Raw genomic sequence first — 24,818 nt, 5'->3', positions numbered from 1 at the left:
GTTTGACACATGCTAATATGCCGCCAAATTTTTAGCCGCTTGGAATCAAAGTGTCGAATCAACAATTACTTGCGCCAATCTTAGAGTTTTTACATTGCAAAACACCAGATGCTTGGGTGCAAGAAGCAATTAAGTCAGAAAATTTAGCTGATTTATTACTTGATCATTTAATGTGTGAATTAAAAGCAGGTCAAACAGCGATGTTTTTAATGCGAAAGTACGCATTGGATAAATCAAGTTGTGATGCGGTCATGAAATGGTTTGAACCTTATGAGCAATATGTTTATAAGAAAGTTGGTTCAATGGAAGCACTGTCTAAATATAATCCGCCTATGAAAAAGATTGTTGCCAATAGCGACGATCCTTTTGCTCAAGCATTGATTGATAAAATGGTGTTATTGATAAAAGAAGAGTTACATCACTTTTATCAGGTATTAGAAATTATGGAGCAACGAGGTATCGAATATCGAAATATTCGTGCTGGTCGCTACGCTAAAGGCATGATGACGCATGTTACTACTCACGAACCTAATACGTTAATTGATAAGTTAATTATTGGTGCTTATATTGAAGCGCGTTCGTGTGAACGATTCGCTAAAATTGCGCCCTTGTTGGATGATGACTTAAATAAATTTTATACGTCATTATTGCGTTCTGAAGCTCGCCACTATCAAGATTATTTAGCGCTGGCTAAAATGGTGGCTGGTAAAGACATAAGTGAGCGAATTCGTTTTTTTGGAGAGCAAGAAGCAAAACTTATTTTATCTGAAGACGATGATTTTAAATTTCATAGCGGTATCCCAACTGCTTAATTTATTAGCATAACTTAGTTAAAAATAGCTCGTTAAGGTTTTAGTTTATTTACCTTAGTGTGATACTATTTTTTAATACCTTTACCTTAATTAAAGATCATAGAATATATAAATGGATTTTAATCTATTAGTCGAAAAAGTTAATTCATTACCTTCCTTACCTCAGGCTTACCATAAATGTTGCCATTTACTGGAGCAGGAAGTAACGGATTCTGCTGCGTTGGCTAAAGTTGTTAATACCGATCCTGGCATGACCATGGCTGTATTGCGCTTAGTTAATAGTGCATTTTATAGTTTACCCCGCAAGATTGAACGTCTCGACCACGCCATTTCCATCATTGGGCAAGATAAGTTTCGTGATTTAATTCTAACGGCGTCTGTTGTTGAGGCGATGTCTAGATTAGCGGGCGGTGAAATCAATATGGAAGCGTTTTGGCGCCATAGTGTGCTGACTGGTTTACTAGCAAGGCGCATTGGGCTTTATTGTTATTTGCCCAATAGCGAACGTTTACATATTGCTGGACTTCTACATGACGTTGGTCAATTAATTTATTTTAATCTTTTAGGCACAAAAGCATTAAAAATATGCGAGCTTGTTTCTAAATTAGGAATAGAGCCTCGCATTGCCGAGCACAAAGTATTGGGCTTCACAAGTCATCAAATTGGCGGTGCGTTATGCCGTGCTTGGAATTTACCTGATTGGTTAACTGAAACCGTTGAAAATCATCATCAGCCAAGTAATAGTGAACGATTTGAACAAGAGGCAAGTATTATAGGCCTTGCTAATAATATTGCAGGTCAGCATTTTCCTGGTATTACGTCACTTGGCTCCTTTAATGCGATGGTAAAAGTGCAACATGAGATAGAAGAGGTTCATACTGGACTTAATTTGTCTAGCGATGAAATTGAAATGGCCACTGAGGAAGCATTAGAGCAGCTTGATAGTGTCTTATCATCGCTGAACCCTGAACTAAGCAGTGTGAGTTAATCCTTATTTGATAGCATTATTTCGTGTCCGTTAAACTCCTTTCGACAAATTTGATTATTTAAACTATGTATCGTTTATAATTGATAGTAATTCAAAACTCTGGAAATTTATTTTGAAAAACTTAATCAAAATTTTATGTGCAGCAACTATTGTGTTGTCTAGCTCCGTATTAGGCAATGAGAAGAACTTTTGTCCGGTGCCCAATATTGCGCCGTCTGAAAGCGAACAAGATGCAATGTTTGTTAATGCGATGTTTGAAGCTGAGTATGTATTTAAAGGACGTTTATTTACCTATTACAATGAAAAGTGTGATGACGAAATATGCGCGTATCAGGGACTTGTCTTTCAAGTTTTAGAAGATCTTGAGAATGAAACACCATCTTATGTTGAAACTAGCTGGCATGAAGACTGTGATCGTTTGTGGTTGTTTCCGACGGATTGGCGTGAAGATAAAGAACAGATGTTTTTTGAAATTAAAAAAGATTATTTGATACTGGCAAAGGATACACCTCGTGGCATGGTTGTCACCGGCGCACGTAAAGGACTAAAAATTAAAGAACTTAAAATGAAGTTCACCCTTGAAAGTTTAGCTAACGATAAATAATACCATTAATTGCATTAAATATTTGCCCACTTGTACTTGTTAAAATTAACTAAAATGGCGTTGCTCTCAATCCTAATAGCCAGCTATTAGTCAATCGAGTGCCTTGTTTTAGCTGATTTTCTCTACGCACAACAAGATCACTTACTTAATGCAATTGGTATAATTGTTGTGCCATCAAAAAAGGCTGAGTTATTAACTCAGCCTTTTTGGGTTGATAGTGATTGAAGTATTAATCTGTCACTATCCCGCGATCTGCAAGTGCATTAAACTCATCTTGCTTTTCACGTTCTTCATCGGTTTCAACAAAGGACTTGTTGCCGGAATGTGCTTTATCTAAATGTTTGCTTTTGTGTTTGCGCATTTGATTTTCTAATTTACTCATTAGGCCATCAATTGCACTAGTAATATGTCGGTCTGCCGTTGATGTTGCAAAAATATCGGCACCGGGAATATGGATTTGCGCTTCGGCAATAATTTTATGTGTGTCGTGTTTTTCGGTTGTGAAATTAACGTTCACACTCGTAATTTGATCACTAAATCTTTCTAGATTGGAGATTGACTCTTTTACGTAACTAACAACTTCGTCAGAAACTGAAACATGTTGACCACTGATGTTTACTTTATACATATATTTGTGTTCCTTGTGTGGTTTAAATTAAAAGCTAACTAATTATCTCCTGTGATGTGCGTCGTTGTATGACTCTATAATTGTCACGTTATATCAACCCTGTCAATAGTCATTTTTGCTGATTGATGAATTATTGTTCGCGCTAAAGTTTTGTTACTGATTTATATCAATTATTGCGAATAAGTGGGTTACACCGATAATTTTAAATGGCATAGTGACAGGTTGTATTTGTGCTAGTTTGTCCTGAAAATTAGCTAAGTATTGCAGCTTGTGCTGTAAGTAGAGCAATCGGGAGCTATTATTGCCCCCGAGCATAACGTTATAGACGGTTGTCTCCCGTAAGGACATTCATGTTTTCTGAGCAAGTTATTGCCTGCCATCACTGTGATTTATTAATGGCGCCTCCGCATGTTAAGGAAGGCGAATGCGCTCTTTGTCCTCGCTGCAAGCATAAAATTACACGACTGCACCACAGCAACATTAATCAACTGTTATCGTATGCGGCGACTGGGTTGATTATACTTTTCGTAACGACCCAGTTTAATTTGATGACTTTCAATCTTGGCGGCAATGTTAGCCAAATTGATTTATGGCAAAGTGCTATCAATATGTATTTTGATGATTACAAAGTACTTGCTGTATTGGTTCTCTTTTTTATATTTATCTTGCCAGCGTTGATTTTGATATTGATTGTCGCATTTATTTTATCTATAAAAACGGGCATTGGTTGTTGGGCTCAAACGTCGATATTGCGGCTTACTTTTGTGATGATGCCATGGGCGATGGTAGAAGTTTTTTTAGTGGGGATTTTAGTGAGTTTGGTAAAATTAGTCACCATAGCTCAGATGGATCTTGGTTGGTCATTTTGGGCTTATGCGGTTTTTTGTTTTTGCTATGCCAAGGTTTTAACCTTGGTTGACCGTTATCAATTTTGGCATTGGATAGATGAGGCGCATCGATGAATGATTATTGCCGTCAGTCTGCTGCAAGTCAGCAACTTGCTAATTGCTCTTCATGCAGTTTGGTGTCACCGATTGAACTTGAGAAGTGTCCCCGCTGCCAAACCCAATTACACTTAAGAAAACCGTTGAATCTTCAATTAACAATGGCCTACTTAATAACGGCTTTGTTGCTATACATCCCCGCTAATTTGTGGCCGATGATGGTGACTGAAAAGTTGGGACAAGTTGAATACAATACCATTGTTGGCGGTATTATTGTGTTGTGGCAAGAAGGCTCTGAACCTATTGCTATTGTTGTGTTTGTTGCCAGTGTCTTGGTGCCAATTATTAAATTTATCATTTTGTTTATGTTATGTTTTTCGGTATATTTCTCTGGTCTATTGTGCCCAGTTAAACGACTGAAGTTATATCGTTTAACAGAATTGATAGGTCGCTGGTCGATGGTTGATATTTTTGTTGTTGCAATTTTGGTGGCGCTAATTCAGTTAGATCATTTACTAAATGTTCAGCCGGGCTCTGGCACTATCGCCTTTGCCGGTGTTGTTGTTTTAACGATGATAGCTGCTAAATCTTTTGATCCTAGAGTGTTGTGGGACGACTTTGATCGTAAATGCGACCGATGATGGTCGATGAAATTAATTTATTTGAATGAGAATAAGAAATGAGTGAGGCGCAAGTGCCACAACCTATGATGGCCGAGATAAAAACACATAATCGTATTTCGAAAGTGTGGCTGATCCCATTTTTAGCCTTGGCGATTGCTTCTTGGATGGTTATTGATACCTACGTAAATCGCGGGCCTGCTATTACTATTACTTTTGAAACAGCTGAAGGATTGGTTGCTGGAAAAACCCGTGTTAAGACCTTAGAGGTTGATATCGGTTTTGTGAAAGATGTCAGATTACAAGGCAATGGGGTGATTGCACATATTCAGCTCGACCAACAAGTTGCTGATATGTTGACTGAAGATGCCAATTTTTGGGTGGTGAAACCTCGTATTGGTAGTGGTGGAATTTCAGGGCTGGGTACTTTGATGTCTGGCTCTTATATTGAATTTGTGCCAGGAAATAGCAGTGTATTAAGCACAACCTACACTGGTTTAGAGCAAGAGCCGATAACAGGCTTTGGGGTTCCTGGAACTCGTCTTGATTTGGTGAGTGAACAAGGGAATTCATTAAGCATAGGTGAGCCTGTTTTATATCGAGGTTTTGAAGTAGGCCGTGTTGAGAAGTCGACCTTCGATATTGAGAATCGTAGAGTACATTATCAAATTTTCGTAAAGTCGCCGTACAGTGAATTGCTTACTGAGAATACTTATTTTTGGAATAGCAGTGGTGTTGATTTTAACGCAACAACGCAAGGAATTAAGGTCAATGTTGGATCGCTTGAATCAATTATAAGTGGTGGCGTGACTTTTGATGTTCCAATAGATTTACCATTAGGCAATGCAATTAATACTGCGCGACCGCATGTTTTATACCCTGATGCCGATAGTGTTTATGAAAGAAGACAGTATCAGGCGAAAGAGTTCATTGTGATGTTTGAAGATTCTATCCGCGGACTCGATGTTGGTGCACCTGTTGAGTATCGAGGCATTCGTGTTGGTACCGTAGCTAAAATTGATAGCACCTTGACGATGGATATTTTGGCGAGTAATGAACAGCGTATTCCTGTGCTCATTAAGTTTGAACCGGCAAGGCTTGGTTTACCAGATGAACAAACATCAGTTGATTTAATTTCACAATATATTGATAAATGGACAGAGCAAGGACTTAGAGCGACTCTTAAATCAGGCTCATTACTCACTGGTAGTTTATTTGTTGATTTAGATTATTACACCTTAGATTCACAGCATCAGGTAGAAACCTATCAATCTTGGCCTGTGATGCCATCGATGGCTGGCTCATTAGCGCAAATAGAAGAGAAAGTATTTGATATTTTAGATAAATTTTCATCAATGCCAATTGAAGTGACTGTCGATAACATTAATCAAATGCTTGCTAGCGCGAACAGTACAATGATTGGACTCAATGAAGCTATTGCTGATGTGAAAGCACTGATTAACGCACAAGAGACGCAGGCTATTCCTGAATCAGTTAATAAAACCTTATCGCAATTGAGTAAAACCCTTGAAAGCTATAATCATCAAGCGCCAGTATATGGTGAACTTGAGCAAAGCTTATCGCAATTTCAGCAATTAATGCGTGATATTCAACCATTGATTAAAGAGCTTAACAACAAACCTAATGCGTTAATATTTAAAGGGCAAGTGGATGAAGATCCTCAGCCGAAAGGAAAATAGAATAATGAATAAAGTGATTTTAAGTCTGTGTTTGTTAGTGCTGGTTGGGTGCCAATCAACTTCGCAATCAATCAATATTTTCCAGTTGTCTAAAGGTCCTAAACCCGCTCAAGTCGATTTTAGTGCAAAGCAATTGCTTATCAAGCGTATCGCTGTTGTGGATTACCTTAAGCAATCGAGCATTGTGTTTGAGCAAGAAAATGGTGAACTAGTCACCACGCGTTATCAATTATGGGCAGAGCCTATTGATAAGGGGATTAGCCGTAGTTTGATTAATGATATTAATAGTTCACAAAGTAAAATTCGTGCTGATGAACATCACTTTTCTCGTTGTAGAGCTGCATCAGACTGCTATACCGCAGAGCTTTATGTCGAAAAGTTTTATCCAAGCCATGATTCTTTAGTAACCTTTGCCGGAAAATACAAATTGTATTTGGGTGATGAGCTGATGGCGCAGCATGATTTTCACTTAAGTAAAACGTTAACTGATGACGGTTACGCACACGCGGTTGAATCACTAAACTCATTGGTCGCTCAATTGGGTAAAACAATGGTTGAACAAGCATCACAACTGCCATCATCAGCCAGTGAGATCGTTCGCACTATGTGTTATTATCGCCGCCAATTTTTTAGTTGAGGGTTAGACATGTTTATTGTTCGTTGGATCTTAGGTCGTATTATTTTGCTGCTTAGTTTTGTTTTTTCTCCACGTGGTTTAAAGCGCGATGCGCAAATGCAGCAACAGGTTGACGAGCAAACACAGTCTCTTACGCTATATCAGTTTGCTGCATGTCCATTTTGCGTTAAAGTTCGTCGCCAAATGAAGCGATTGTCACTTAACATTGCTCTAAAAGATGCCAAGGTGTCGCCACACAAAGAAGAGCTGTTAGCAGAAGGTGGCTCTCCAAAAGTCCCTTGTTTACGTATTGAACATACTAATGGTGATGTTCAATGGATGTATGAATCATCTGATATTAATGAATATCTCACCACGCGTTTCGCCGCGCAGGAGCAAACATGTCAAGGTTAAGAGAATCTCGCTTACGAGGTTTAGTTCAACTAGGTCGTATTAATACCTTATCAGTCGTTAAAGAAGTTGATTTTGGTTATTACCTCGATGGTCAAGATTTAGGTGAAATTTTACTGCCCAATAGCGCTGTTGAATCAATGCTAGAAGTGGGGGACGAAGTTGATGCGTTTATTTATAAAGATTCAGAAGATCGTTTAATCGCCACGCTTAAAACGCCTAAAGCGCAAGTGGGTGACATTGCTAGCTTACGTGTTAATGCCGTAACAAGTATCGGTGCGTTTCTTGATTGGGGTTTGGAAAAAGAGCTCTTAGTGCCATTTGCTGAGCAAGCAGAGCGTTTAGAAGAAGGAAAATCATATTTAGCCTTATTATATGTTGATGTCAGTAACCGAATTGTTGCGTCAACAAAGTTAGACAAACGTTTACATCGTGAACCAGTCAATTACGATTTGCATCAACAAGTTGAAATTGTCATTTGCGATCATACTGACATGGGCTATAAAGCGGCCATTGAAGGCGCTCATTGGGGCGTGTTATATCGCAACGAAGTCTTTAAAGAGTTGCGTATTGGTTATCGAACCAAGGCGTACATTAATCGCATACGTGATGACGATAAAATCGATTTATTACTGGAAAAGCCAGGTTATTCAACCAATGATGAACTAGGCAATAAAATTATTAAGTTCTTAAAACAAAATGATGGTTTTACTCACGTTAGTGATAAGAGTTCGCCAGAAATTATTAGCCGCTTGTTTGGGGTTAGTAAAAAGAAATTTAAGCAATCGATTGGTAATTTATTAAAAGCGGGTGTTATTAGCATTGAAAGTGACGGTATCCGTTTACACTAAATAACCCCTGGTCGAATAAAGCACTGTCATAATAAATGATGGTGCTTTTTTTTTAGATATCGTAAAGTGACTCACTTAACTGAATTTACAAGGAAAAAGTATGTTATTTAGCAATGTTTTTAAGCGTGTTTTTACGGTTGCTACGTTAGCGCTCATCTCATTAACTGCAATGGCACAAGGGGCAAAGCCAGCATTTTGGAAGGTCGAGCACCAAGGCACGACAAGCTATATGCTCGGTTCGGTTCATATAGGTGCGAGTCAATGGTATCCGTTATCACCAGAAATTATGAACGGCTTCGCCAATACAAAGCAGTTAGTTGTTGAATTAGATGCCACAAATGCCACCACTGCAATGGCAATGCAACAACAAATGATGTTACCGAAAGGAAAAACACTTAAAAGTGAACTGACGCCAGCTACTTATCAAAAGCTCTCAGCACATATGACTAACATGGGTATGCCAATTCAAGTTGTTGAGCCTTACAAGCCTTGGGCTGCGGCGACAGTAGTGAGTGTTTTACCTTTCTTAAAAGCTCAGCTTGCCCCCCAATATGGCGTGGATGCTCAGTTTATTGCGCGTGCAAAACAAAAGAATATGCCATTGATAGAGCTGGAAACAGCTCAATTTCAAATTGATATGCTTGAAAAGACATTTTCTGATGAGAAAATGTTGATTGAGATAATTGATTTACCAGCACAAGAAGCATTGAAATTAATTACCTTGTGGGAACAAGGAAAAATGGACGGCATTGAGCAGTTAATGGTTGAGCAAATGAGTGCAGAGCAGATGGAAGATATGCTTATTAAACGAAACCAAAATTGGATCCCAAAACTTGGAAAACTGTTTAATGATAAAAAATCAACATTTGTTGTGGTTGGTGCTGCACATATGATTGGTGAGTATGGTGTACCAACCTTGCTGACTAAAGCAGGTTATAAAGTAACGCGTATTCAGTAGCATTTGAAATCTTGCAATAAAAAAACCACCGCCTTGGCTGTGGTTTTTTGTTTATTCTTTATCTTTTTTCACATCAACAACTTCAGTAATCACCTTGTCGACGAGTTTTACACGGCCACTTTTTACTAATGCTTGACGTAATATATATTCAATTTGTGCATTAGCACTGCGAAGTTCATCATCTGCCCAACGCTGCACGGCCGCCAAAATATCCTCGTTAATGCGAAGTGGATAGGCTTTGCGCTTGGTCATCAATAAATTCCTAATAATTAGTTATATAGCGAACCAGTGTTAACAACAGGCTGAGTATTTTTATCGGAACATAAAACAACGAGCAAGTTACTAACCATAGCTGCTTTGCGTTCTTCATCGAGCGTTACTATCTCTTTTTCGCTTAGGCGAGTTAATGCTAGCTCAACCATGCCTACAGCGCCTTCGACGATGCGTTCGCGGGCGGCGATTATCGCAGCTGCTTGTTGACGTTGCAACATAGCACTCGCTATTTCAGGCGCATAAGCAAGGTGACTGATACGCGCTTCAATCACTTTTACGCCAGCTTTAGCCAAACGTGATTGAATTTCTTCTTTTAAAGCGCCAGCAACTTGGTTTGCGTGTGAACGCAACGACACTTGATCGTCACCATCGTGTTGGTCATACGGGTAGTTAGTTGCCAAGTTTCTTAATGCGGCTTCAGATTGAATACTGACGAAACTCTCGTAATCATCGACTTCAAACAATGCTTCAGCGCTATCAACAACTTCCCACACAACAACGGATGCAATCTGTATGGGATTACCGAGTTGATCGTTAACTTTAAGCTTGTCACTCTCAAAGTTTCTCACGCGCAATGATACTTTGTCTTTAACGTAAAGCGGATTAGACCAACGTAAACCAGTGTTCGTATCAGTGCCTTGATATTTACCAAACAGTAATTGTACGCGCGCTTGCTTAGGGTGAACCATATAAAAACCCACGCCAATAAAAATGCTTATTGGTAATAGTGCGATGAAGAATAGCTTTTGCTCGCCAGCAATGTTGAGCATTGCGGTGAAAAATATAACGATATTGAGAAATAGTAGCCCTACGATAGGGTATCCGCTCATGCTCCAACCCGTTTTTTCAGTTGTGTGTATTGTCATAATGTACCTCACTTTAATTTGTTTGTGATGTCAAAGTGATATCACTTTAGTTCTAAAAAAGAATCTTTGCAATCTTTTTATACAATTTACAATCAACAGCTGCGGTTTTTTAGGTGTGATTAACGTAGAATAATCAGCGCTTTTAACTCTTTGAGAAAATAATAATGAAAAAAATTGTCTCTATTGCCGCAGTATTGACGGCCTTTGGTGCATTTGCAGATGAGGGGCAGTGGCAGCCTCATCAAATTAAAAAACTGCAACACGAATTTGATCGTATTGGCATGAAATTATCAGCCGAGCAAGTTTCATCGCTCGACAAATACCCCCTTAATGCCGTTGTGGGACTTGGTGGTTGTTCTGCATCCTTCGTTTCACCAAATGGTTTAGTCGTCACAAATCATCACTGTGCGTACGGCGCGATTGCTAACAATTCAACACCAGAAAACAATTTGATCAAGAAAGGCTTCTTGGCGAAAACCATGAGTGAGGAATTATCAGGTGGCCCTCGCCAACGTGTTTATATTACAGAAGAAGTGACTGATGTAACTGATAAGGTTGTGGCTGACCTTGGTGAATTAACGGGTAAAGCACGTTTTGATGCTATTGCTAACAAGCGTAAAGCCTTAGTAAAAGCATGTGAAACTAGTGATGATTATCGTTGTAGTGTGCGTTCATTCCATCATGGAATGGAGTATTTCTTATTAAAGCAGTTAATGATCAAAGACGTACGCTTGGTATATGCGCCGCCTGATTCATTAGGTAACTTTGGTGGTGACATCGACAATTTTGAGTACCCGCGTCACGTCGCTGATTTCACCTTTATTCGTGCTTACGTCGATAAAGATGGTAAAAGCGCAAACTACAGCAAAGACAATGTGCCATTTAAGCCTAAGTCGTACTTAACGGTTAACGGTAATGGCGTTAAAAAAGGTGACGGCGTTATTTTAGCGGGTTATCCGGGGAGCACCAGCCGTTATAAATTAGCGAGCGAAATTGATTTTGCAGGCAGTTGGAGTTATCCAGCACAAGTGGCAATGTATAACAAAACATTAGACACTATCGCGCTTGCGACGAAAGGCAAACCAGCCCTTGACGTAAAGTATTCATCGACGGTTAAAAGCATTAATAATCGCATGAAAAAACGCATGGGATTAATGGATGGGTTTAAAGCCACTGATATTCACGGCATTAAGCTTAAGCAAGAGCAAGATTTATTAAACTGGATTGCTAAAGATAATTCTCGTGCGCAATATTCATTAACTCATGGCGAGTTGTCTGCGTTGATAGAGAAAAATCAAGCAAGCGCTAAACAGGGTTTTTATGCAAACTATGCGGCTAGCTCAAGCTTACTTAGTGCTGCATCACGTTTGTATCGTCTAGCGATTGAAAGTGAAAAGCCAGACAGTGAGCGAGAGTCAGGTTATCAAGCTCGTGATATTAATCGTATTAAATCTGGTCTAAAACGCCTAAAAACACGTTTTGATGCGGGTGTTGATCAACAGTTATGGCAGACGTATATCAGTGAATACTTGAGCCAAGGTGACAGTGTTCGAGTGGCTGCATTTGATAAAGCGCTTGGTTTAACTAGCGACATGACTGATACGCAAATTAATGATGTATTAGCTAAGTTCTATGCGGGTTCACAATTGGCTGATTATGATACGCGCTTAAATTGGGTGGGGAAAAGCGTACAAGACTTCCAGCAATCTGATGATGCGTTCATTAAACTTGCGGTTGCCCTATATGATTCTAATATGAAACGTGAAGCACAGCGCAAAGAAATGGCTGGTCAGTTGGCGCAAGTGCGCCCAGAGTACATGAAAGCAATCATTGCCTTTAACCGTAGCCTAGGAAAACCTGTGTATCCTGATGCTAATGGCACTCTGCGTGTAACTTTTGGTACCGTTGATGGATACCCAGCAGCAGACGGTGTGTATAAAACGCCATTTACGTCACTTGAAGGGCTTGCTGCTAAAGCAACTGGCGTATTCCCATTTGATGCTCCTGCGCCGTTAATTAAAGCAATTAATGATCGTGATTACGGCAACTATGCGCAAAAATACGTAGAGAAGCAGTTCCCTTCAAAATGGCACTGTAAGCTATTTGGTTGTCATGAGAAAATCTTAAACGAGTTTAACTCGGTGCCAGTTAACTTTTTATCAAGTGCTGATACAACTGGTGGTAACTCAGGCTCGCCGGTAATGAACGCTCGTGGTGAATTAGTGGGTTTAAACTTTGATTCTACTTATGAGTCAATAACTAAAGATTGGTACTTCAATCAACGTATTACTCGCGCAATTCACGTTGATGTGCGTTACATGTTGTGGTTAATGGAGCACTATGGTGCTGACAACCTAATTGAAGAAATGAAAATCGTAAAATAATACCTATCGGGTTGTAAAACATAAGAAAAAAGGCCGCTAACGTTGTTAGTGGCCTTTCTATTTAGACAATAAGATAGTGTTACTTATTTCATCGTGATGGTGGTGTTTACTTCACCAGCTTCTTCATCTGGTGCAAACCAACGTGTCGATACCGTTTTAGTTTGAGTCCAAAATGCAATAGCTTGTTTGCCATTAGGGCCTAAATCACCGAGTTTAGAGGCACGTGAACCAGTAAAACTAAAGTAAGCAACAGGTACTGGAATTGGAATATTAATGCCTAGTTGGCCAGCGTCTGCTTCATTTTCAAAACGCTGCGCAAAGTAACCAGAGTTAGTGAAAATTGATGCGCCGTTACCATTTGGATTAGCGTTAAGAATATCGATGGCTTCTTCGAACGTATCAGCACTTAATACTAATAATACGGGACCAAAAATTTCTTGCGTGTAGATATCCATGTCAGCTTTGACACCGCTAAACATAGTTGGGCCAACAAAGTTACCTTGCTCATAACCTTTAACAACACAGTCACGACCATCAACCATTAGATTAGCGCCTTGCTCGACACCGCTATTAATTAAACTGGTAATGCGGTTTTTAGCAGCCGGAGTGATTACTGGGCCCAAATCGGCGTTGCGATCGGTGCCTGGTCCAATTTTCATATCATGGCTACGTTTTGCAATCTCGTCTAACCACTCTTGTGTTTTACCAACAAGAATAACCACTGAATTAGCCATACAACGTTGACCTGCGGCGCCGTAAGCTGCTCCTAAAATGTTGTTAATTGCTTGTTCTTTGTCGCAATCAGGCATGATGATACAGTGATTTTTTGCCCCCATCATACACTGAGCACGTTTATCATAGTGACTTGCACGTTCGTAAATGTGCTTACCAACATGGCTAGAACCAATGAAAGAAACCGCTTTAATTAGCGGATGAGAACATAAACGATCAGCGACTTCTGGCCCGCCGTGAACGACATTTAGGACACCGGCTGGAATACCAGCTTCTAGTGCAAGTTCGGCTAAGAAAAGAGATGATGATGGATCTTGCTCTGATGGTTTTAAAACAAAGGTGTTACCTGTTGCTAAGGCCAGTGGGAACATAAAACACGGTAGCATAACAGGGAAATTAAATGCCGTAATACCAGCGCCAACACCTAATGGTTTCTTTAGAGTGTGTACATCGATGTTACCTGCGACATTGTTAGCCATTTCCCCTAAAGACAGTGAAGTAATAGAACACGCGTGCTCAACAACTTCTAATCCACGAGCCACTTCACCCTCAGCATCGGGGAGTGTTTTACCGTGCTCCAGCGTAATTAGCTCAGCTAGTTTAGTGGTGTTTTCACGAATAAGGTGCTGAAGCTTAAGCATAATGCGCATGCGATTGCCTAGTGATACTTTCTTCCATGATTGAAACGCTGCATGTGCATTTTCGATAGCACCATCAACTTCTTCAATTGTTGCCATTGGAACTTGTGCAACCACTTCTTGGTTTGCTGGATTTAGAACATCAACCCAACGATCGGTAATTGATTGAACATGCTCACCATTGATTAGCATAGGGATGCGGCGCATAGACATGGGATTATCCTTTTTCTATTTTTAGCGTTAAGTTAAGTATGTAGCAGCATAGCTAGCTCTGATTTACTTGACAATAGATGTTGTTGCAAGGCAGTCTTGCAAATATGCAAATATGCAAAGATTTAGACGAATGGCTATAAAATGAATTGGGAAGATTTAAAAATATTTCTGGAAGTGGCAAAAAGTGAAACACTAACAGGCGCTTCAAAACGCCTAGGAGTAGACTCATCCACCGTATCTCGTCGACTTCATAAATTGGAGTCAGTATTAGGGACACAGTTATTTACTCGTGAAAATCAAGGGCATAAATTAACACAACACGGTAGTCAATTATTGCAAACCGCGCTAGAGATGGAGCAGAAAACACAAAGTGCTATTGAATTATTGCAAGGCAAAAATTTACAACAGTTTGGCGATATTAGGTTGGGGACGACGGATGCTTTTGGTAATTACTTTATTGCCAGCCAACTTACTGAGTTTATGGCGTCTCATTCGCAGATAAATATTGAGTTGCTGCCACTGCAACGTTCGGTGAAATTAGCGCATCATGAGGCGGATATTGCCATTACTATTGATAAGCCAACCAGTGAATCATTAGTTGTCGCGAAACTATGTGATTACCGCTTAAAACTTTACGCCAGCGAAAGTTATCTTGCGCGTCACAGCGAAATAAAGTCGTTAGCATCACTTACTGAGCATGAAATGATTGGTTACGTTGATGACTTAATTTTTAGTCGTCAACTATGTTATTTGGAGCAATTTTTGCCGCAAATAAAACCACGCTTTAAAAGTTCTAGTGTCATCGCGCAAGCGACTGCCGTTGAGTCAGGAATGGGGATGGCGATCTTGCCGTGTTTTCTAGCGAATAAAAAACAAGGGCTAGTGGAAGTGCTGCCCGACGCTTTGGATATTGTTCGTCAATTTTGGATTGCAGCGCCACGAGACAAGATGGAATTATTGCGAGTCAAAACATTGTGGCACTATCTTCAAGTAAAGACAGATCAATCTATTTCACAACTCATCGATTAAATTGCTTATCAATGAGTAATTTAGGCTATGATAAAGAAATGTATCGAGTTGAGAGTTTATTATGAGTGATGATATTTTTTCGGAATCTACCAAGCGATTAAAAAAGGTAGTGCCATTAATGATGAAGCATCATGTGGCAACAACGCCTATGAATTATGCATTATGGTATTCCTATGTCGGTAATGATGATGAGCAGCTAACATCAGAACTCGATGAGTTACTTAAAAACTATCCAATTTTCCCACCTGTCCAAGCACAAACTCTGTATCGTCGGTTTGTTGCTGATGAAATAGAATCTGGCACTTGGAAAATGCGTGAAAGCGTTGAAGCGATGCTACTTGAGCTTGGACAATCAATTAAAGATACTTCTTCTGATGCGAGTAAATTTCAGAATACCATCGATAAAACGTTTTCGAATTTGCATCGCGTCGAAGACGAGGGTTGGTCTATTGAAGAGGTGATGAGCTTAATTAGAGAGCTTGATGGTGACTCAAAAGCTATTCGCAATGCGACGCAGTTTTTTAGTAATAGTTTAGACAAAGCAAAAGAAGAGATAGAGTCATTAAAGTCTCAATTGCACAAAAGCCAAAAAATCGCGCTGTATGATTCTTTAACAGGTCTACTTAATCGCCATTCATTTGATACCGAATTATCGACATTATTAAAAACAGATAATAAAGGGCTTTGCCTAATTCTGGCTGATATTGATCATTTTAAAAAGTTTAATGATGAATATGGTCATTTGTTGGGGGACCAAGTTCTCAAAGCCGTTGGACGTCGATTGCTTGATGCTACGCGGGATGGTGCTATGGCCTTTAGGTTTGGCGGCGAAGAGTTTGCGATATTAATTCCTAATAGCGGGCTAAGACAGGCAAGGCAGTATGCTGAAACATTGCGTAAACTTGTTGATAAACTCACACTTCGCGATAAGCGAACGACCAAATTAATTGATCATATTAGTGCGTCATTTGGCGTCTCTGAGTTTACGCCAGGGGATAATCTGACTAGTTTTATTGCGCGAGCAGATGATCTTTTATACAAAGCGAAAGCGCAAGGGCGAAATCGCGTGATGCCAATTTAATCATAAAAAAGGCGATTAATAATCGCATCTTTGTATTTCAATAGTTAGCAAACTTACGCTTTTATATTGATATGATTACCCATGGTTGCTGTTGGGCTTGCTAAATTTGATTGGGCTGGGCTACTGCTTGCAGCAGCTTCAATTAATGCCAATGCCATCTTACCTTCTTGTTTCTGCTGGTTTTTACTCATTGATGCGCTAAGTAATTCAGCGCCTTGGGTGTACTTCCCTGAAGATATTGAATCCATAACAGCCTCTAAATTTTGTGTAAATGACAGTATATTATCGGCACTAATACCAAATACTTTAGGGTTAACTCTACTCGTTTTCCTATCTTTTAAATAGACAAAGTAATTTTACAGTTCGTTTGAAAAGTCAGACTTTTCTTCTACCCTTAATATGGCTTTGCCATTTTAAGGGTTATATTCGTTGCTTAAATCTCTGCTCTTCGCTGTCGTTCTTTTTGTATCCCTTAATAGCCACTGTGTTTCTACGCAAGGTGAACAGATAACTGTCGCCATTGATATTAATTTTGCCCCTTACTCATACCTTGACAATCAAGGACCACCACAAGGTTTAATTGTTGATTATTGGGCTCTTTGGCAACAAGAACATCAAATCAAAGTTAATATTAAACTGATTAATGGTGCATCTGAAGTAGATAAATCAATGTTGCATTCAGTTGATGTTTTTATACCAATTGCATTAAGTAAGTGATCTTGTTGTGCGTAGAGAAAATCAGCTAAAACAAGGCGCTCGATTGACTAATAGCTGGCTATTAGGATTGAGAGCAACGCCATTTTAGTTAATTTTAACAAGTACAAGTGGGCAAATATTTAATGCAATTGGTATAAATTCCAGTTCTAAAATTACTTTCCCATTAACTTCATACGCTTGCTTAAAATAGCGTGTTTTCGCGTGTTTGTACCTTGACGATCGTTGCACTTAACCCTAGAATAGTTTTTTGTGGCATAAAGTGTCATAAAGTGGATTTTTAGGGAACGAATAGGATAGCGAACATTTATGTTACGTGGAACAACTGCAATTAACCTAGATGCAAAAGGACGACTGACGATGCCAATGAGCTATCGTGAACTAGTGTCTATTGCAGGTGAAAGTAAGTTGGTAATCACTATCGATATTAAGCGTTCTTGTTTGTTGTTATACCCTTTGGCTCAATGGAAAATCATTGAAGAAAAACTGTCTCAATTATCTGATTTTGATCCTCAAGAAGCGACGATAAAGCGTTTGATTCTTGGTAATGCCAATGATTGTGAGATGGATAAGAATGGTCGAATTCTGCTTCCTGCGCCATTGAGAACCCACGCAAACTTAGAAAAAAAATTAATGTTAATAGGGCAAGTGAATAAATTTGAAATTTGGTCAGAGACTGATTGGCAGGCACAAGTGCAAGCTGATTTAGCGTTGGCAAGATCTATCGACTTTTCACAATCGACCCGATTAAAGGAACTGGCACTGTAACTTATGACTGAACAATTCTCCCACATTACTGTGCTGTTAGATGAAGCTGTTGAGGGGTTAGCCCTTAAGCCTGGCGGAATTTATATTGATGCGACCTTTGGTCGTGGCGGGCACAGTCGCCACCTACTGTCTCAACTCGATGAAACTGGAACGCTGTATGCGATAGATCGCGATCCGACAGCAATTGCTGTTGCGCATGAGCTAGAAAAAGAAGACGCTCGCTTTAAAATCCTTCCTGGTCCATTTTCTGGTCTGGCTAACTATGTAGAAGAGCTGGGCCTAACAGGAAAAATTGATGGTGTATTGATGGATTTAGGTGTGTCATCTCCTCAGCTTGACGATGCTCAGCGCGGTTTTAGTTTCATGCGTGATGGGCCATTAGACATGCGAATGGATCCTACATCAGGACGTAGTGCCGCTCAGTGGTTAGCCCAAGCTGAAGTTGATGAAATAAGTTGGGTTATCAAAAATTTTGGTGAAGAAAACTGGGCAGTACACATTGCTCGCGCCATTGTTAAAGATAGAACTGATACCCCTTTTGAAACAACTAAGCAGTTAGCTGATTTTATTGCACGCGTCGTGCCTGTAAAAGACAAGAATAAGCATCCGGCAACTCGTACTTTTCAGGCAATTAGAATTTATATTAATAGCGAACTTGAAGAGGTTGAGCAGGCGTTATTGGCATCAATCGATGTTCTAAAACCACAAGGGCGCTTATCGGTGATTAGTTTTCACTCGTTAGAGGATCGCATTGTTAAACGTTTTATTCGTAAACAAAGTAAGGGTGAAGAAGTTCCCTTTGGCTTGCCTGTTACTGAAGACGAATTAAACAAATCGCGTACTTATAAAGCGATAAGTAAAGCCATAAAACCATCGAAAGATGAAATAGCTCAAAACCCACGCTCGCGTAGTTCAGTATTGCGTATTGCACAGCGCCTTTAAAAGGACTGGACGTATGAGCACTGAACGACAGGTCAATCTAACAAAAGTTATTTGGCGAGATGTATTGTCTCACCTGTGGTTAGTGCTTCTTGTTGTTAGTGTTTTAGGCTCTGCAATTGCTGTGATTTACAGCGCGCATCAAAATCGATTATTGATTGGTCACTGGGAAGAGCTGCGAGAAGAGCGAGATAAATTAAAACTTGAAGCACGCCATTTATTATTAGAAGAAATGGCACTGGCTGAACATAGCCGTATCGAAGAGCTGGCAACACAAAAATTGGGAATGAAACGTCCTGCAACAGAAAAAGAAATCGCGGTGTCTTCTAAATGACAAAACAAGCTAAAACTAAAAAGAAACCCAGCTTGATCACATGGCGACTCTATGTGGTTGTTTCTCTTATCATTCTGGTGTTTATTGGCATCGCATCTCGTGCTGCTTTTTTACAAGTTGTCGACTCTGAGAAACTGCGTTATCAAGGTGATTTACGCTCTAAACGTACTATCGTGTCTCAATCTCATCGCGGCAATATTGTCGACCGTCATGGTACTGCGCTGGCAGTCAGTGTACCCGTTGAAGTCGTTTGGGCTGAACCAAACGTGATTCATAAGAAAAACGGTCTAGCTGATAAGCGCCGCTGGGAAGCGCTTGCTGGTGTTTTAGACCGTCCAGTCGAAAAATTGTTAAAAGCCGTTGCTGATCCTAAACGTCGTTTTGTTTATTTAAAACGCCAAGTTTCTCCTGCACAAGCTGATTATATCAAGCAGCTTAAAATTCCCGGTATTTATCTCAAGCCGTCATCTCGACGTTATTATCCAACAGGAGAAGTGACTTCTCATATCGTTGGTTTTACCAATATTGATGACGAAGGCCAAAATGGTATTGAAAAGACTTATGACGACTGGCTAACTGGTGCACCGATAAAGCGTAAAGTACGCCGTGCTCGTGATGGCATGGTTGTTGAACGTTTAAATACTGTCGAAGAAGGTGAAAACGCTAATGATGTGATGACCAGTATTGATCAGCGCATTCAGGCCATTGCTTACAAAGAACTAAAAACGGCCACTGAAAAATATAATGCTACATCAGGATCGTTAATTGTATTAGACGTAAAAACAGGTGAAATATTGGCGATGGCTAATACACCGTCTTACAACCCGAACAATCGTCGTAGTATGCTGCCGTATCGAATGCGTAATCGCTCTATTACAGATATGTTTGAACCGGGTTCAACCATCAAACCATTAGCCGCAATGATGGCGTTAGATTATGGAAAATATGAATTAGATTCAGAGATTGATACCAAAGGAAGTTATCGACTAGGGGCTAATACTGTTCGAGACCCACGTAATTATGGCAAGATCAATATAGCCACCATTATTGCTAAATCATCGAATGTTGGTGTGAGTAAAATGGCCTTATCTGTCCCTAAAGAGCAATTGCTTACAAGCTATTATAATCTTGGTTTTGGTTCTCGCACCAATGTGACGCTACCCGGCGAAAGTGCTGGTGTTTTGAGCGACCGCTCACGTTGGTCTGACTTTGAAATCGCCACATTGTCATTTGGTTATGGTTTAGCGGTGACACCGTTACAGCTTGCAAGGGCATATTCAGTCATCGCCAATGAAGGGCGTCTCAACCCCATTTCGATTTTGAAATTAGAGAATCCACCTGAAGCCGAACAAGTCATCGAACCGAGAATTGCCAACGCTATGTTACAAATGATGGAAGGAGTTACAAAGGCTGGTGGAACGGCCGTCAAAGCGCGTATTGGTGGTTATCGTGTTGCTGGTAAAACGGGTACCGCTCGTAAAGCGACTGCAGGCGGGTATGGCGAAGATTATGTGGTGTCTTTTGCTGGCATTGCGCCAATCGATAATCCTCGTTTAGTGACCATTGTTATTATTAATGAGCCTAAAGGTGATAAATACTACGGTGGTGATGTGGCTGCGCCGGTGTTTGCCAAAGTCACGACTGGTGCATTACAACTGATGAATGTCGCGCCGAGCAAAACAGTAGAATTACCCGTCAATATTGCTGCAGTTAGTCATGGGCAAGGAGCAGTAGTGGGAGGCGTTCATGAGCAATAAAGAACTGTCACACCTGCTTGGCGGCTTTGTTACTGATGCCGTTGTCGACACACTGAAAAATACTGATATTAGTAATATTCAACTCGACTCACGCCTTGTGACGACTAACGGTTTGTTTGTTGCACTTAATGGCGCACAAACAGACGGACGACTTTATATCAATAAAGCAATAGAGCTTGGTGCTGTGGTAGCGCTGATTGATGCTAACGATACTAATTTTGATACCAGTAACTATTCAATCCCCGTTATCGCCATTGACGAATTGGAATTGAAACTAAGTGAAATTGCTTCTCGATTTTACGATTATCCTCAACACGAACTATCGTTAATTGGCATCACCGGTACTAACGGGAAAACTACAGTAAATCAACTCGTCGGGCAATGGCTTACTCTCCTAGGGAAGAAAACTTATTGTATGGGTACCCTTGGCAACGGTTTATACGGCCAGCTGGTTGATAGCCCAAATACGACGCTAAATGCGATTGATTTAATCGCTCACTTAGCCCGTGCTAAGCAGTTGGGGGCCAGTCATGTGGTGATGGAAGTTTCTTCTCATGGCTTGTCGTTGGGCCGTGTTAATACGTTGCATTTTGATGTGGCGGCATTTACTAATCTGACTCAAGACCACCTCGATTTTCATGGCACCATGCAGGCTTACGCTGACGCAAAACACGTGTTATTTACCGATGCTTATAGTAAAACAATGGTGCTTAATGGTGCGGATAACACCGCTAAAGGTTGGATTGCGCAATGGCAGCAACAAAATAGATTGGTTGAATTATCTTGTTTCAATGAGCCTAGCGCACTGGCATTGAATAATGTCGTGGCGAAAAATATAGCATTCGATCAGCAAGGTTTCAGTGCTTCATTAAGCGTTAATAATAGCTCCTTTAATCTGTGCACTAAGCTGTTAGGTGCGTTTAACGTCGATAACGTTTTGACCGCATTTAGCTGCTTATTAAATGCTGGCTTTAGTGCGCAGCAGTTATTAGAGCATGTGTCCAAGTTAACGCCAGTGGCTGGTCGAATGGAAGTCTTTGGCAATGAAAATACGCCAAGTGTTGTCGTTGATTACGCCCATACTCCCGATGCACTTAAACAAGCATTGAGTGCTTTACGCGTACATTGTAGTGGGCAGTTATGGGTTGTTTTTGGCTGTGGCGGCGACCGAGATGCCAAGAAACGCCCGTTAATGGCCGCTGTTGCTGAGCAATATGCCGACAAGCTTGTTATCACGCAGGATAATTCACGCAGTGAATCTCCGTCTGCAATTTTTGCCGATATGTTAGAAGGCATAGAACACAAAGAGCAGGTTACTGTAGAGCATGATAGAACTTTTGCCATTAAATCGACGATTGAGCGTGCAAAAGTTGGTGATATTGTACTGCTGGCAGGTAAAGGACATGAAGATTATCAAATATTACAGTGTGGGCGCGTTGATTATGACGAGCGAGTACTGGCACAAAAAACGGTAGAAAATTTACTATGATTTCGGTTGAGCTTTCATACATCGCAAAGACTCTAGATTGGCGTCTTGTCGGACAAGACAAGTCAATTGAAAACCTCTGTACAGATTCGCGTCAAGTTAAAGCAGGCGACTGTTTTATCGCACTTTATGGCGATAATTTTGATGCCCATGATTTTATTGAGCAGGTTATCAATGCGGGCGCTACCTCACTAATTGTTAGTAAAGAGCAGTACAATTGTTCTGTTCCTCAATTAGTAGTAGAAGATACACGACGTGCACTGGCGCAATTAGCGGGACTTAATAAGCAATTAGCAGATGTTAAAACTATTGCTATTACAGGAAGTTGCGGGAAAACCACTGTAAAAGAAATGGTTAATGGCATTTTGTCAGCGCAAGGTAATGTTTTGGCGACGTTAGGAAATTTCAATAATGAGATTGGCGCGCCGTTAACATTGTTGCGATTAACAAAGCAGCATGAATTTGCAGTCATTGAACTTGGTGCTAATCACATTGGAGAAATTGACTTTACCAGTGGAATTACTCGTCCTGATGTTAGTGTAATCACGAATATAGGCGCGGCGCATTTAGAAGGTTTTGGTTCAATAGAAGGCGTTGTTACGGCAAAAAGTGAGATTTTTAATCACCTTGACGAACAAGGCACAGCAGTTTTTGACGCTGACATCGCGTATGCACCGCAGTGGCAGCAACAGAATCAACATCGAAAAATAGCCCAATTTAGTGATGGCAATGTGTTGCAAAATACACATGATGTGTGGGCAACTGATATTTCAATACTCAGTAATGGCTGCGCAACGTTCATGCTTAACCATTGTCAGGAAAGTCAATTTGTTACATTACCTATACCTGGTGAGCATAATATCAAAAATGCATTAGCTGCAGCAGCTGCTACGATGGCGGTTGGAATATCTTTGCAAAACATTGCATCAGGCTTAGCGCAAATGACCGAAGTGAAAGGGCGATTGAATATTAGTGTGATTTCACCCAAGTTAACGGTTATTGATGATACGTATAATGCGAATGCTAGCTCTATTAAGGCGGCCATAGAAGTATTGGGCCGTACTCAAGGGCAAACAATTCTTGTCCTTGGCGCAATGGGGGAACTGGGTGATTATGCTGTTGAATGTCATCAATCATTGGGCTCTATTATTGAGAAAAACAACATTGACGTGTTAATGACGTTTGGCACTATGGGTCATCATTACGGCTTTGGTTATGAAGGAAAACATCAGAACTTTGATGACAAAGGTGCCTTAAATCAAGCATTAGAACAACACATTATAAATGACCAAATAGACCAACCTATAACGGTGTTGGTGAAAGGATCGCGCAGTACTGCAATGGAAACCGTGGTTGAATTTATTAAAAATATTGGAGTAACAGCGTAATGCTAGTTTGGTTAACCGACTATCTGACTCAATATGTCAGTGGTTTTAACATTTTTTCTTATCTTACTTTTAGAAGTATTCTGGCGATTTTAACATCTCTTATGTTCTCGTTATGGATGGGGCCTAAACTCATTCGTTATTTGCAAAATATGCAGATAGGTCAAACCGTTCGCGATGACGGTCCACAATCTCATTTAAGTAAGTCTGGGACACCGACAATGGGAGGTATTCTAATTTTAGCCTCTATCGCGTTGAGTACCTTGCTATGGGCTGATTTATCAAATCATTACGTTGTCGTGACATTATTTGTATTACTCAGTTTTGGCTTAGTTGGCTTTGTTGATGATTACCGTAAAGTCATTCGTAAAGACTCGGCAGGGCTTATCGCTCGATGGAAATATTTCTGGCAGTCAGCCATTGCACTGGGGGTCGCATTTTACTTGTATGTTGTATCTCAATCAAATGAAACCGTGCTCGTTGTGCCGTTCTTTAAAGATATATTGCCGCAACTTGGATTACTTTACATAGCGCTGGTGTACTTTACGGTTGTTGGTTCAAGTAACGCGGTTAATTTAACTGATGGCCTCGATGGATTAGCAATAGTACCAACGATTATGGTGGCAGGTGCCTTGGGCTTAGTAGCTTACATTAGTGGTAATGTTAATTTCTCGGCATATCTACATTTACCTTATCTGCCGCTTGCCAGCGAACTTACCGTTGTGTGTTTAGCTATTTTTGGCGCGGGTTTAGGCTTTCTCTGGTTTAACACTTATCCTGCGCAGGTATTCATGGGGGATGTTGGCTCATTAGCATTAGGCGCATGTTTAGGGATTATTGCTGTTTTAGTTCGCCAAGAAATTTTATTAGTCATTATGGGCGGTGTTTTTGTAATGGAAACGCTGTCTGTCATTCTACAAGTGGGCAGTTATAAATTACGAGGTCAACGTATTTTCCGTATGGCACCGATTCATCATCATTACGAATTGAAAGGCTGGCCAGAGCCGCGCGTTATTGTGCGTTTTTGGATCATTTCATTAGTGTTGGTATTAGTTGGTTTAGCTACCCTGAAAATCAGATAGGAATA

The 24,818-nt window shown here is 40.3% G+C and carries 26 protein-coding genes; 21 read left to right on the top strand and 5 right to left on the bottom strand.

Annotated elements, in window-relative coordinates; translation table 11 throughout:
* Positions 1–50 precede the first annotated feature (50 nt).
* The 3 genes from miaE (at position 51) to ACMAZF_RS14575 (ending at position 2,404) form a co-directional block, all read left to right on the top strand.
* On the top strand, positions 51–812 hold the full coding sequence (gene miaE / locus ACMAZF_RS14585; RefSeq protein WP_435274507.1) for a tRNA isopentenyl-2-thiomethyl-A-37 hydroxylase MiaE: 762 nt from the start codon (positions 51–53) through the stop codon (positions 810–812).
* 112 nt (positions 813–924) lie between these two features.
* Positions 925–1,800, top strand: a complete 876-nt coding sequence (locus tag ACMAZF_RS14580) for an HDOD domain-containing protein (protein ID WP_435274506.1) — start codon at positions 925–927, stop codon at positions 1,798–1,800.
* A 112-nt stretch (positions 1,801–1,912) separates the two neighbouring features.
* Positions 1,913–2,404 carry a hypothetical protein gene (locus ACMAZF_RS14575; protein ID WP_435274505.1) on the top strand — a complete coding sequence of 164 codons (492 nt, stop codon included), beginning with the start codon at positions 1,913–1,915 and terminating at the stop codon, positions 2,402–2,404.
* Between the two features lie 229 nt (positions 2,405–2,633).
* Here ACMAZF_RS14575 and hpf read toward each other — a convergent pair whose 3' ends face one another.
* On the bottom strand, positions 2,634–3,032 hold the full coding sequence (gene hpf, locus ACMAZF_RS14570) for a ribosome hibernation-promoting factor, HPF/YfiA family (protein WP_435274504.1): 399 nt from the start codon (positions 3,030–3,032) through the stop codon (positions 2,634–2,636).
* A gap of 350 nt (positions 3,033–3,382) precedes the next feature.
* Here hpf and ACMAZF_RS14565 point away from each other — a divergent pair, with 350 nt between their 5' ends.
* The 7 genes from ACMAZF_RS14565 to ACMAZF_RS14535 all read left to right on the top strand — a co-directional run bounded on the left by ACMAZF_RS14565 (position 3,383) and on the right by ACMAZF_RS14535 (position 9,132).
* Positions 3,383–3,994, top strand: coding sequence for a paraquat-inducible protein A (locus ACMAZF_RS14565; protein ID WP_435274503.1), 612 nt, complete (start codon positions 3,383–3,385; stop codon positions 3,992–3,994).
* On the top strand, positions 3,991–4,617 hold the full coding sequence (locus ACMAZF_RS14560) for a paraquat-inducible protein A (protein ID WP_435274502.1): 627 nt from the start codon (positions 3,991–3,993) through the stop codon (positions 4,615–4,617). Before ACMAZF_RS14565 ends, ACMAZF_RS14560 begins: the two co-directional genes overlap by 4 nt.
* A gap of 38 nt (positions 4,618–4,655) precedes the next feature.
* Positions 4,656–6,296: an intermembrane transport protein PqiB gene (gene pqiB, locus ACMAZF_RS14555; protein ID WP_435274501.1), complete on the top strand. Its 1,641-nt coding sequence runs from the start codon at positions 4,656–4,658 to the stop codon at positions 6,294–6,296.
* A gap of 4 nt (positions 6,297–6,300) precedes the next feature.
* A complete protein-coding gene (locus tag ACMAZF_RS14550; protein ID WP_435274500.1) occupies positions 6,301–6,933 on the top strand; it encodes a PqiC family protein in 633 nt (210 codons plus the stop codon).
* Between the two features lie 9 nt (positions 6,934–6,942).
* Positions 6,943–7,326: a glutaredoxin family protein gene (locus ACMAZF_RS14545; RefSeq protein WP_435274499.1), complete on the top strand. Its 384-nt coding sequence runs from the start codon at positions 6,943–6,945 to the stop codon at positions 7,324–7,326.
* On the top strand, positions 7,314–8,174 hold the full coding sequence (locus tag ACMAZF_RS14540; protein WP_435274498.1) for a CvfB family protein: 861 nt from the start codon (positions 7,314–7,316) through the stop codon (positions 8,172–8,174). The genes ACMAZF_RS14545 and ACMAZF_RS14540 overlap by 13 nt, the downstream gene beginning before the upstream one ends.
* 100 nt (positions 8,175–8,274) lie before the next feature.
* Complete coding sequence (locus tag ACMAZF_RS14535; protein WP_435274497.1) at positions 8,275–9,132, top strand: TraB/GumN family protein; 858 nt, start codon at positions 8,275–8,277, stop codon at positions 9,130–9,132.
* A 51-nt stretch (positions 9,133–9,183) separates the two neighbouring features.
* On the opposite strand, the gene ACMAZF_RS14530 is transcribed toward ACMAZF_RS14535, so the two are convergent.
* Positions 9,184–9,384 carry a hypothetical protein gene (locus ACMAZF_RS14530; protein ID WP_435274496.1) on the bottom strand — a complete coding sequence of 67 codons (201 nt, stop codon included), beginning with the start codon at positions 9,382–9,384 and terminating at the stop codon, positions 9,184–9,186.
* 17 nt (positions 9,385–9,401) lie between these two features.
* Complete coding sequence (locus ACMAZF_RS14525) at positions 9,402–10,271, bottom strand: SPFH domain-containing protein (protein WP_435274495.1); 870 nt, start codon at positions 10,269–10,271, stop codon at positions 9,402–9,404.
* A 164-nt stretch (positions 10,272–10,435) separates the two neighbouring features.
* On the opposite strand from ACMAZF_RS14525, the gene ACMAZF_RS14520 reads away from it, so the two are divergent.
* Positions 10,436–12,655 carry a S46 family peptidase gene (locus ACMAZF_RS14520; protein WP_435274494.1) on the top strand — a complete coding sequence of 740 codons (2,220 nt, stop codon included), beginning with the start codon at positions 10,436–10,438 and terminating at the stop codon, positions 12,653–12,655.
* Positions 12,656–12,738: 83 nt separating this feature from the next.
* On the opposite strand, the gene ACMAZF_RS14515 is transcribed toward ACMAZF_RS14520, so the two are convergent.
* The gene (locus tag ACMAZF_RS14515) at positions 12,739–14,232 is read right to left on the bottom strand and encodes a CoA-acylating methylmalonate-semialdehyde dehydrogenase (RefSeq protein ID WP_435274493.1); all 1,494 of its coding nucleotides are present in this window, start codon (positions 14,230–14,232) and stop codon (positions 12,739–12,741) included.
* Positions 14,233–14,379: 147 nt separating this feature from the next.
* Between ACMAZF_RS14515 and ACMAZF_RS14510 the strand changes: the two genes are divergently transcribed.
* Together ACMAZF_RS14510 and ACMAZF_RS14505 are read left to right on the top strand one after the other, a co-directional pair.
* Entirely contained in the window at positions 14,380–15,267 is an 888-nt protein-coding gene (locus ACMAZF_RS14510; RefSeq protein ID WP_435274492.1) for a LysR family transcriptional regulator, read from the top strand.
* Positions 15,268–15,328: 61 nt separating this feature from the next.
* On the top strand, positions 15,329–16,348 hold the full coding sequence (locus tag ACMAZF_RS14505; RefSeq protein WP_435274491.1) for a GGDEF domain-containing protein: 1,020 nt from the start codon (positions 15,329–15,331) through the stop codon (positions 16,346–16,348).
* A 53-nt stretch (positions 16,349–16,401) separates the two neighbouring features.
* Here the strand turns inward: ACMAZF_RS14505 and ACMAZF_RS14500 are convergent, their stop codons facing one another.
* Entirely contained in the window at positions 16,402–16,596 is a 195-nt protein-coding gene (locus tag ACMAZF_RS14500) for a hypothetical protein (protein ID WP_435274490.1), read from the bottom strand.
* Between the two features lie 181 nt (positions 16,597–16,777).
* On the opposite strand from ACMAZF_RS14500, the gene ACMAZF_RS14495 reads away from it, so the two are divergent.
* The 8 genes from ACMAZF_RS14495 (at position 16,778) to mraY (ending at position 24,813) form a co-directional block, all read left to right on the top strand.
* Positions 16,778–17,065, top strand: a complete 288-nt coding sequence (locus tag ACMAZF_RS14495; RefSeq protein WP_435274489.1) for a transporter substrate-binding domain-containing protein — start codon at positions 16,778–16,780, stop codon at positions 17,063–17,065.
* A 306-nt stretch (positions 17,066–17,371) separates the two neighbouring features.
* The gene (gene mraZ, locus ACMAZF_RS14490; RefSeq protein WP_435274488.1) at positions 17,372–17,830 is read left to right on the top strand and encodes a division/cell wall cluster transcriptional repressor MraZ; all 459 of its coding nucleotides are present in this window, start codon (positions 17,372–17,374) and stop codon (positions 17,828–17,830) included.
* A 3-nt stretch (positions 17,831–17,833) separates the two neighbouring features.
* Complete coding sequence (gene rsmH / locus ACMAZF_RS14485; protein ID WP_435274487.1) at positions 17,834–18,772, top strand: 16S rRNA (cytosine(1402)-N(4))-methyltransferase RsmH; 939 nt, start codon at positions 17,834–17,836, stop codon at positions 18,770–18,772.
* A gap of 13 nt (positions 18,773–18,785) precedes the next feature.
* Positions 18,786–19,103 carry a cell division protein FtsL gene (gene ftsL / locus ACMAZF_RS14480; protein ID WP_435274486.1) on the top strand — a complete coding sequence of 106 codons (318 nt, stop codon included), beginning with the start codon at positions 18,786–18,788 and terminating at the stop codon, positions 19,101–19,103.
* Positions 19,100–20,860, top strand: coding sequence for a peptidoglycan D,D-transpeptidase FtsI family protein (locus tag ACMAZF_RS14475; RefSeq protein ID WP_435274485.1), 1,761 nt, complete (start codon positions 19,100–19,102; stop codon positions 20,858–20,860). Before ftsL ends, ACMAZF_RS14475 begins: the two co-directional genes overlap by 4 nt.
* On the top strand, positions 20,850–22,349 hold the full coding sequence (gene murE, locus ACMAZF_RS14470) for a UDP-N-acetylmuramoyl-L-alanyl-D-glutamate--2,6-diaminopimelate ligase (protein WP_435274484.1): 1,500 nt from the start codon (positions 20,850–20,852) through the stop codon (positions 22,347–22,349). Before ACMAZF_RS14475 ends, murE begins: the two co-directional genes overlap by 11 nt.
* On the top strand, positions 22,346–23,734 hold the full coding sequence (locus ACMAZF_RS14465; protein WP_435274483.1) for a UDP-N-acetylmuramoyl-tripeptide--D-alanyl-D-alanine ligase: 1,389 nt from the start codon (positions 22,346–22,348) through the stop codon (positions 23,732–23,734). Before murE ends, ACMAZF_RS14465 begins: the two co-directional genes overlap by 4 nt.
* The gene (mraY, locus tag ACMAZF_RS14460; RefSeq protein ID WP_435274482.1) at positions 23,734–24,813 is read left to right on the top strand and encodes a phospho-N-acetylmuramoyl-pentapeptide-transferase; all 1,080 of its coding nucleotides are present in this window, start codon (positions 23,734–23,736) and stop codon (positions 24,811–24,813) included. The genes ACMAZF_RS14465 and mraY overlap by 1 nt, the downstream gene beginning before the upstream one ends.
* The last annotated feature ends 5 nt before the right edge of the window (positions 24,814–24,818 follow it).

Origin of the sequence: Psychrobium sp. nBUS_13 (assembly GCF_051201665.1) — a bacterium.
Classification (GTDB): domain Bacteria; phylum Pseudomonadota; class Gammaproteobacteria; order Enterobacterales; family Psychrobiaceae; genus Psychrobium.
Note: the sequence above shows the minus strand (reverse complement) of the source record. Positions and strands in the feature narration are given on the sequence as shown.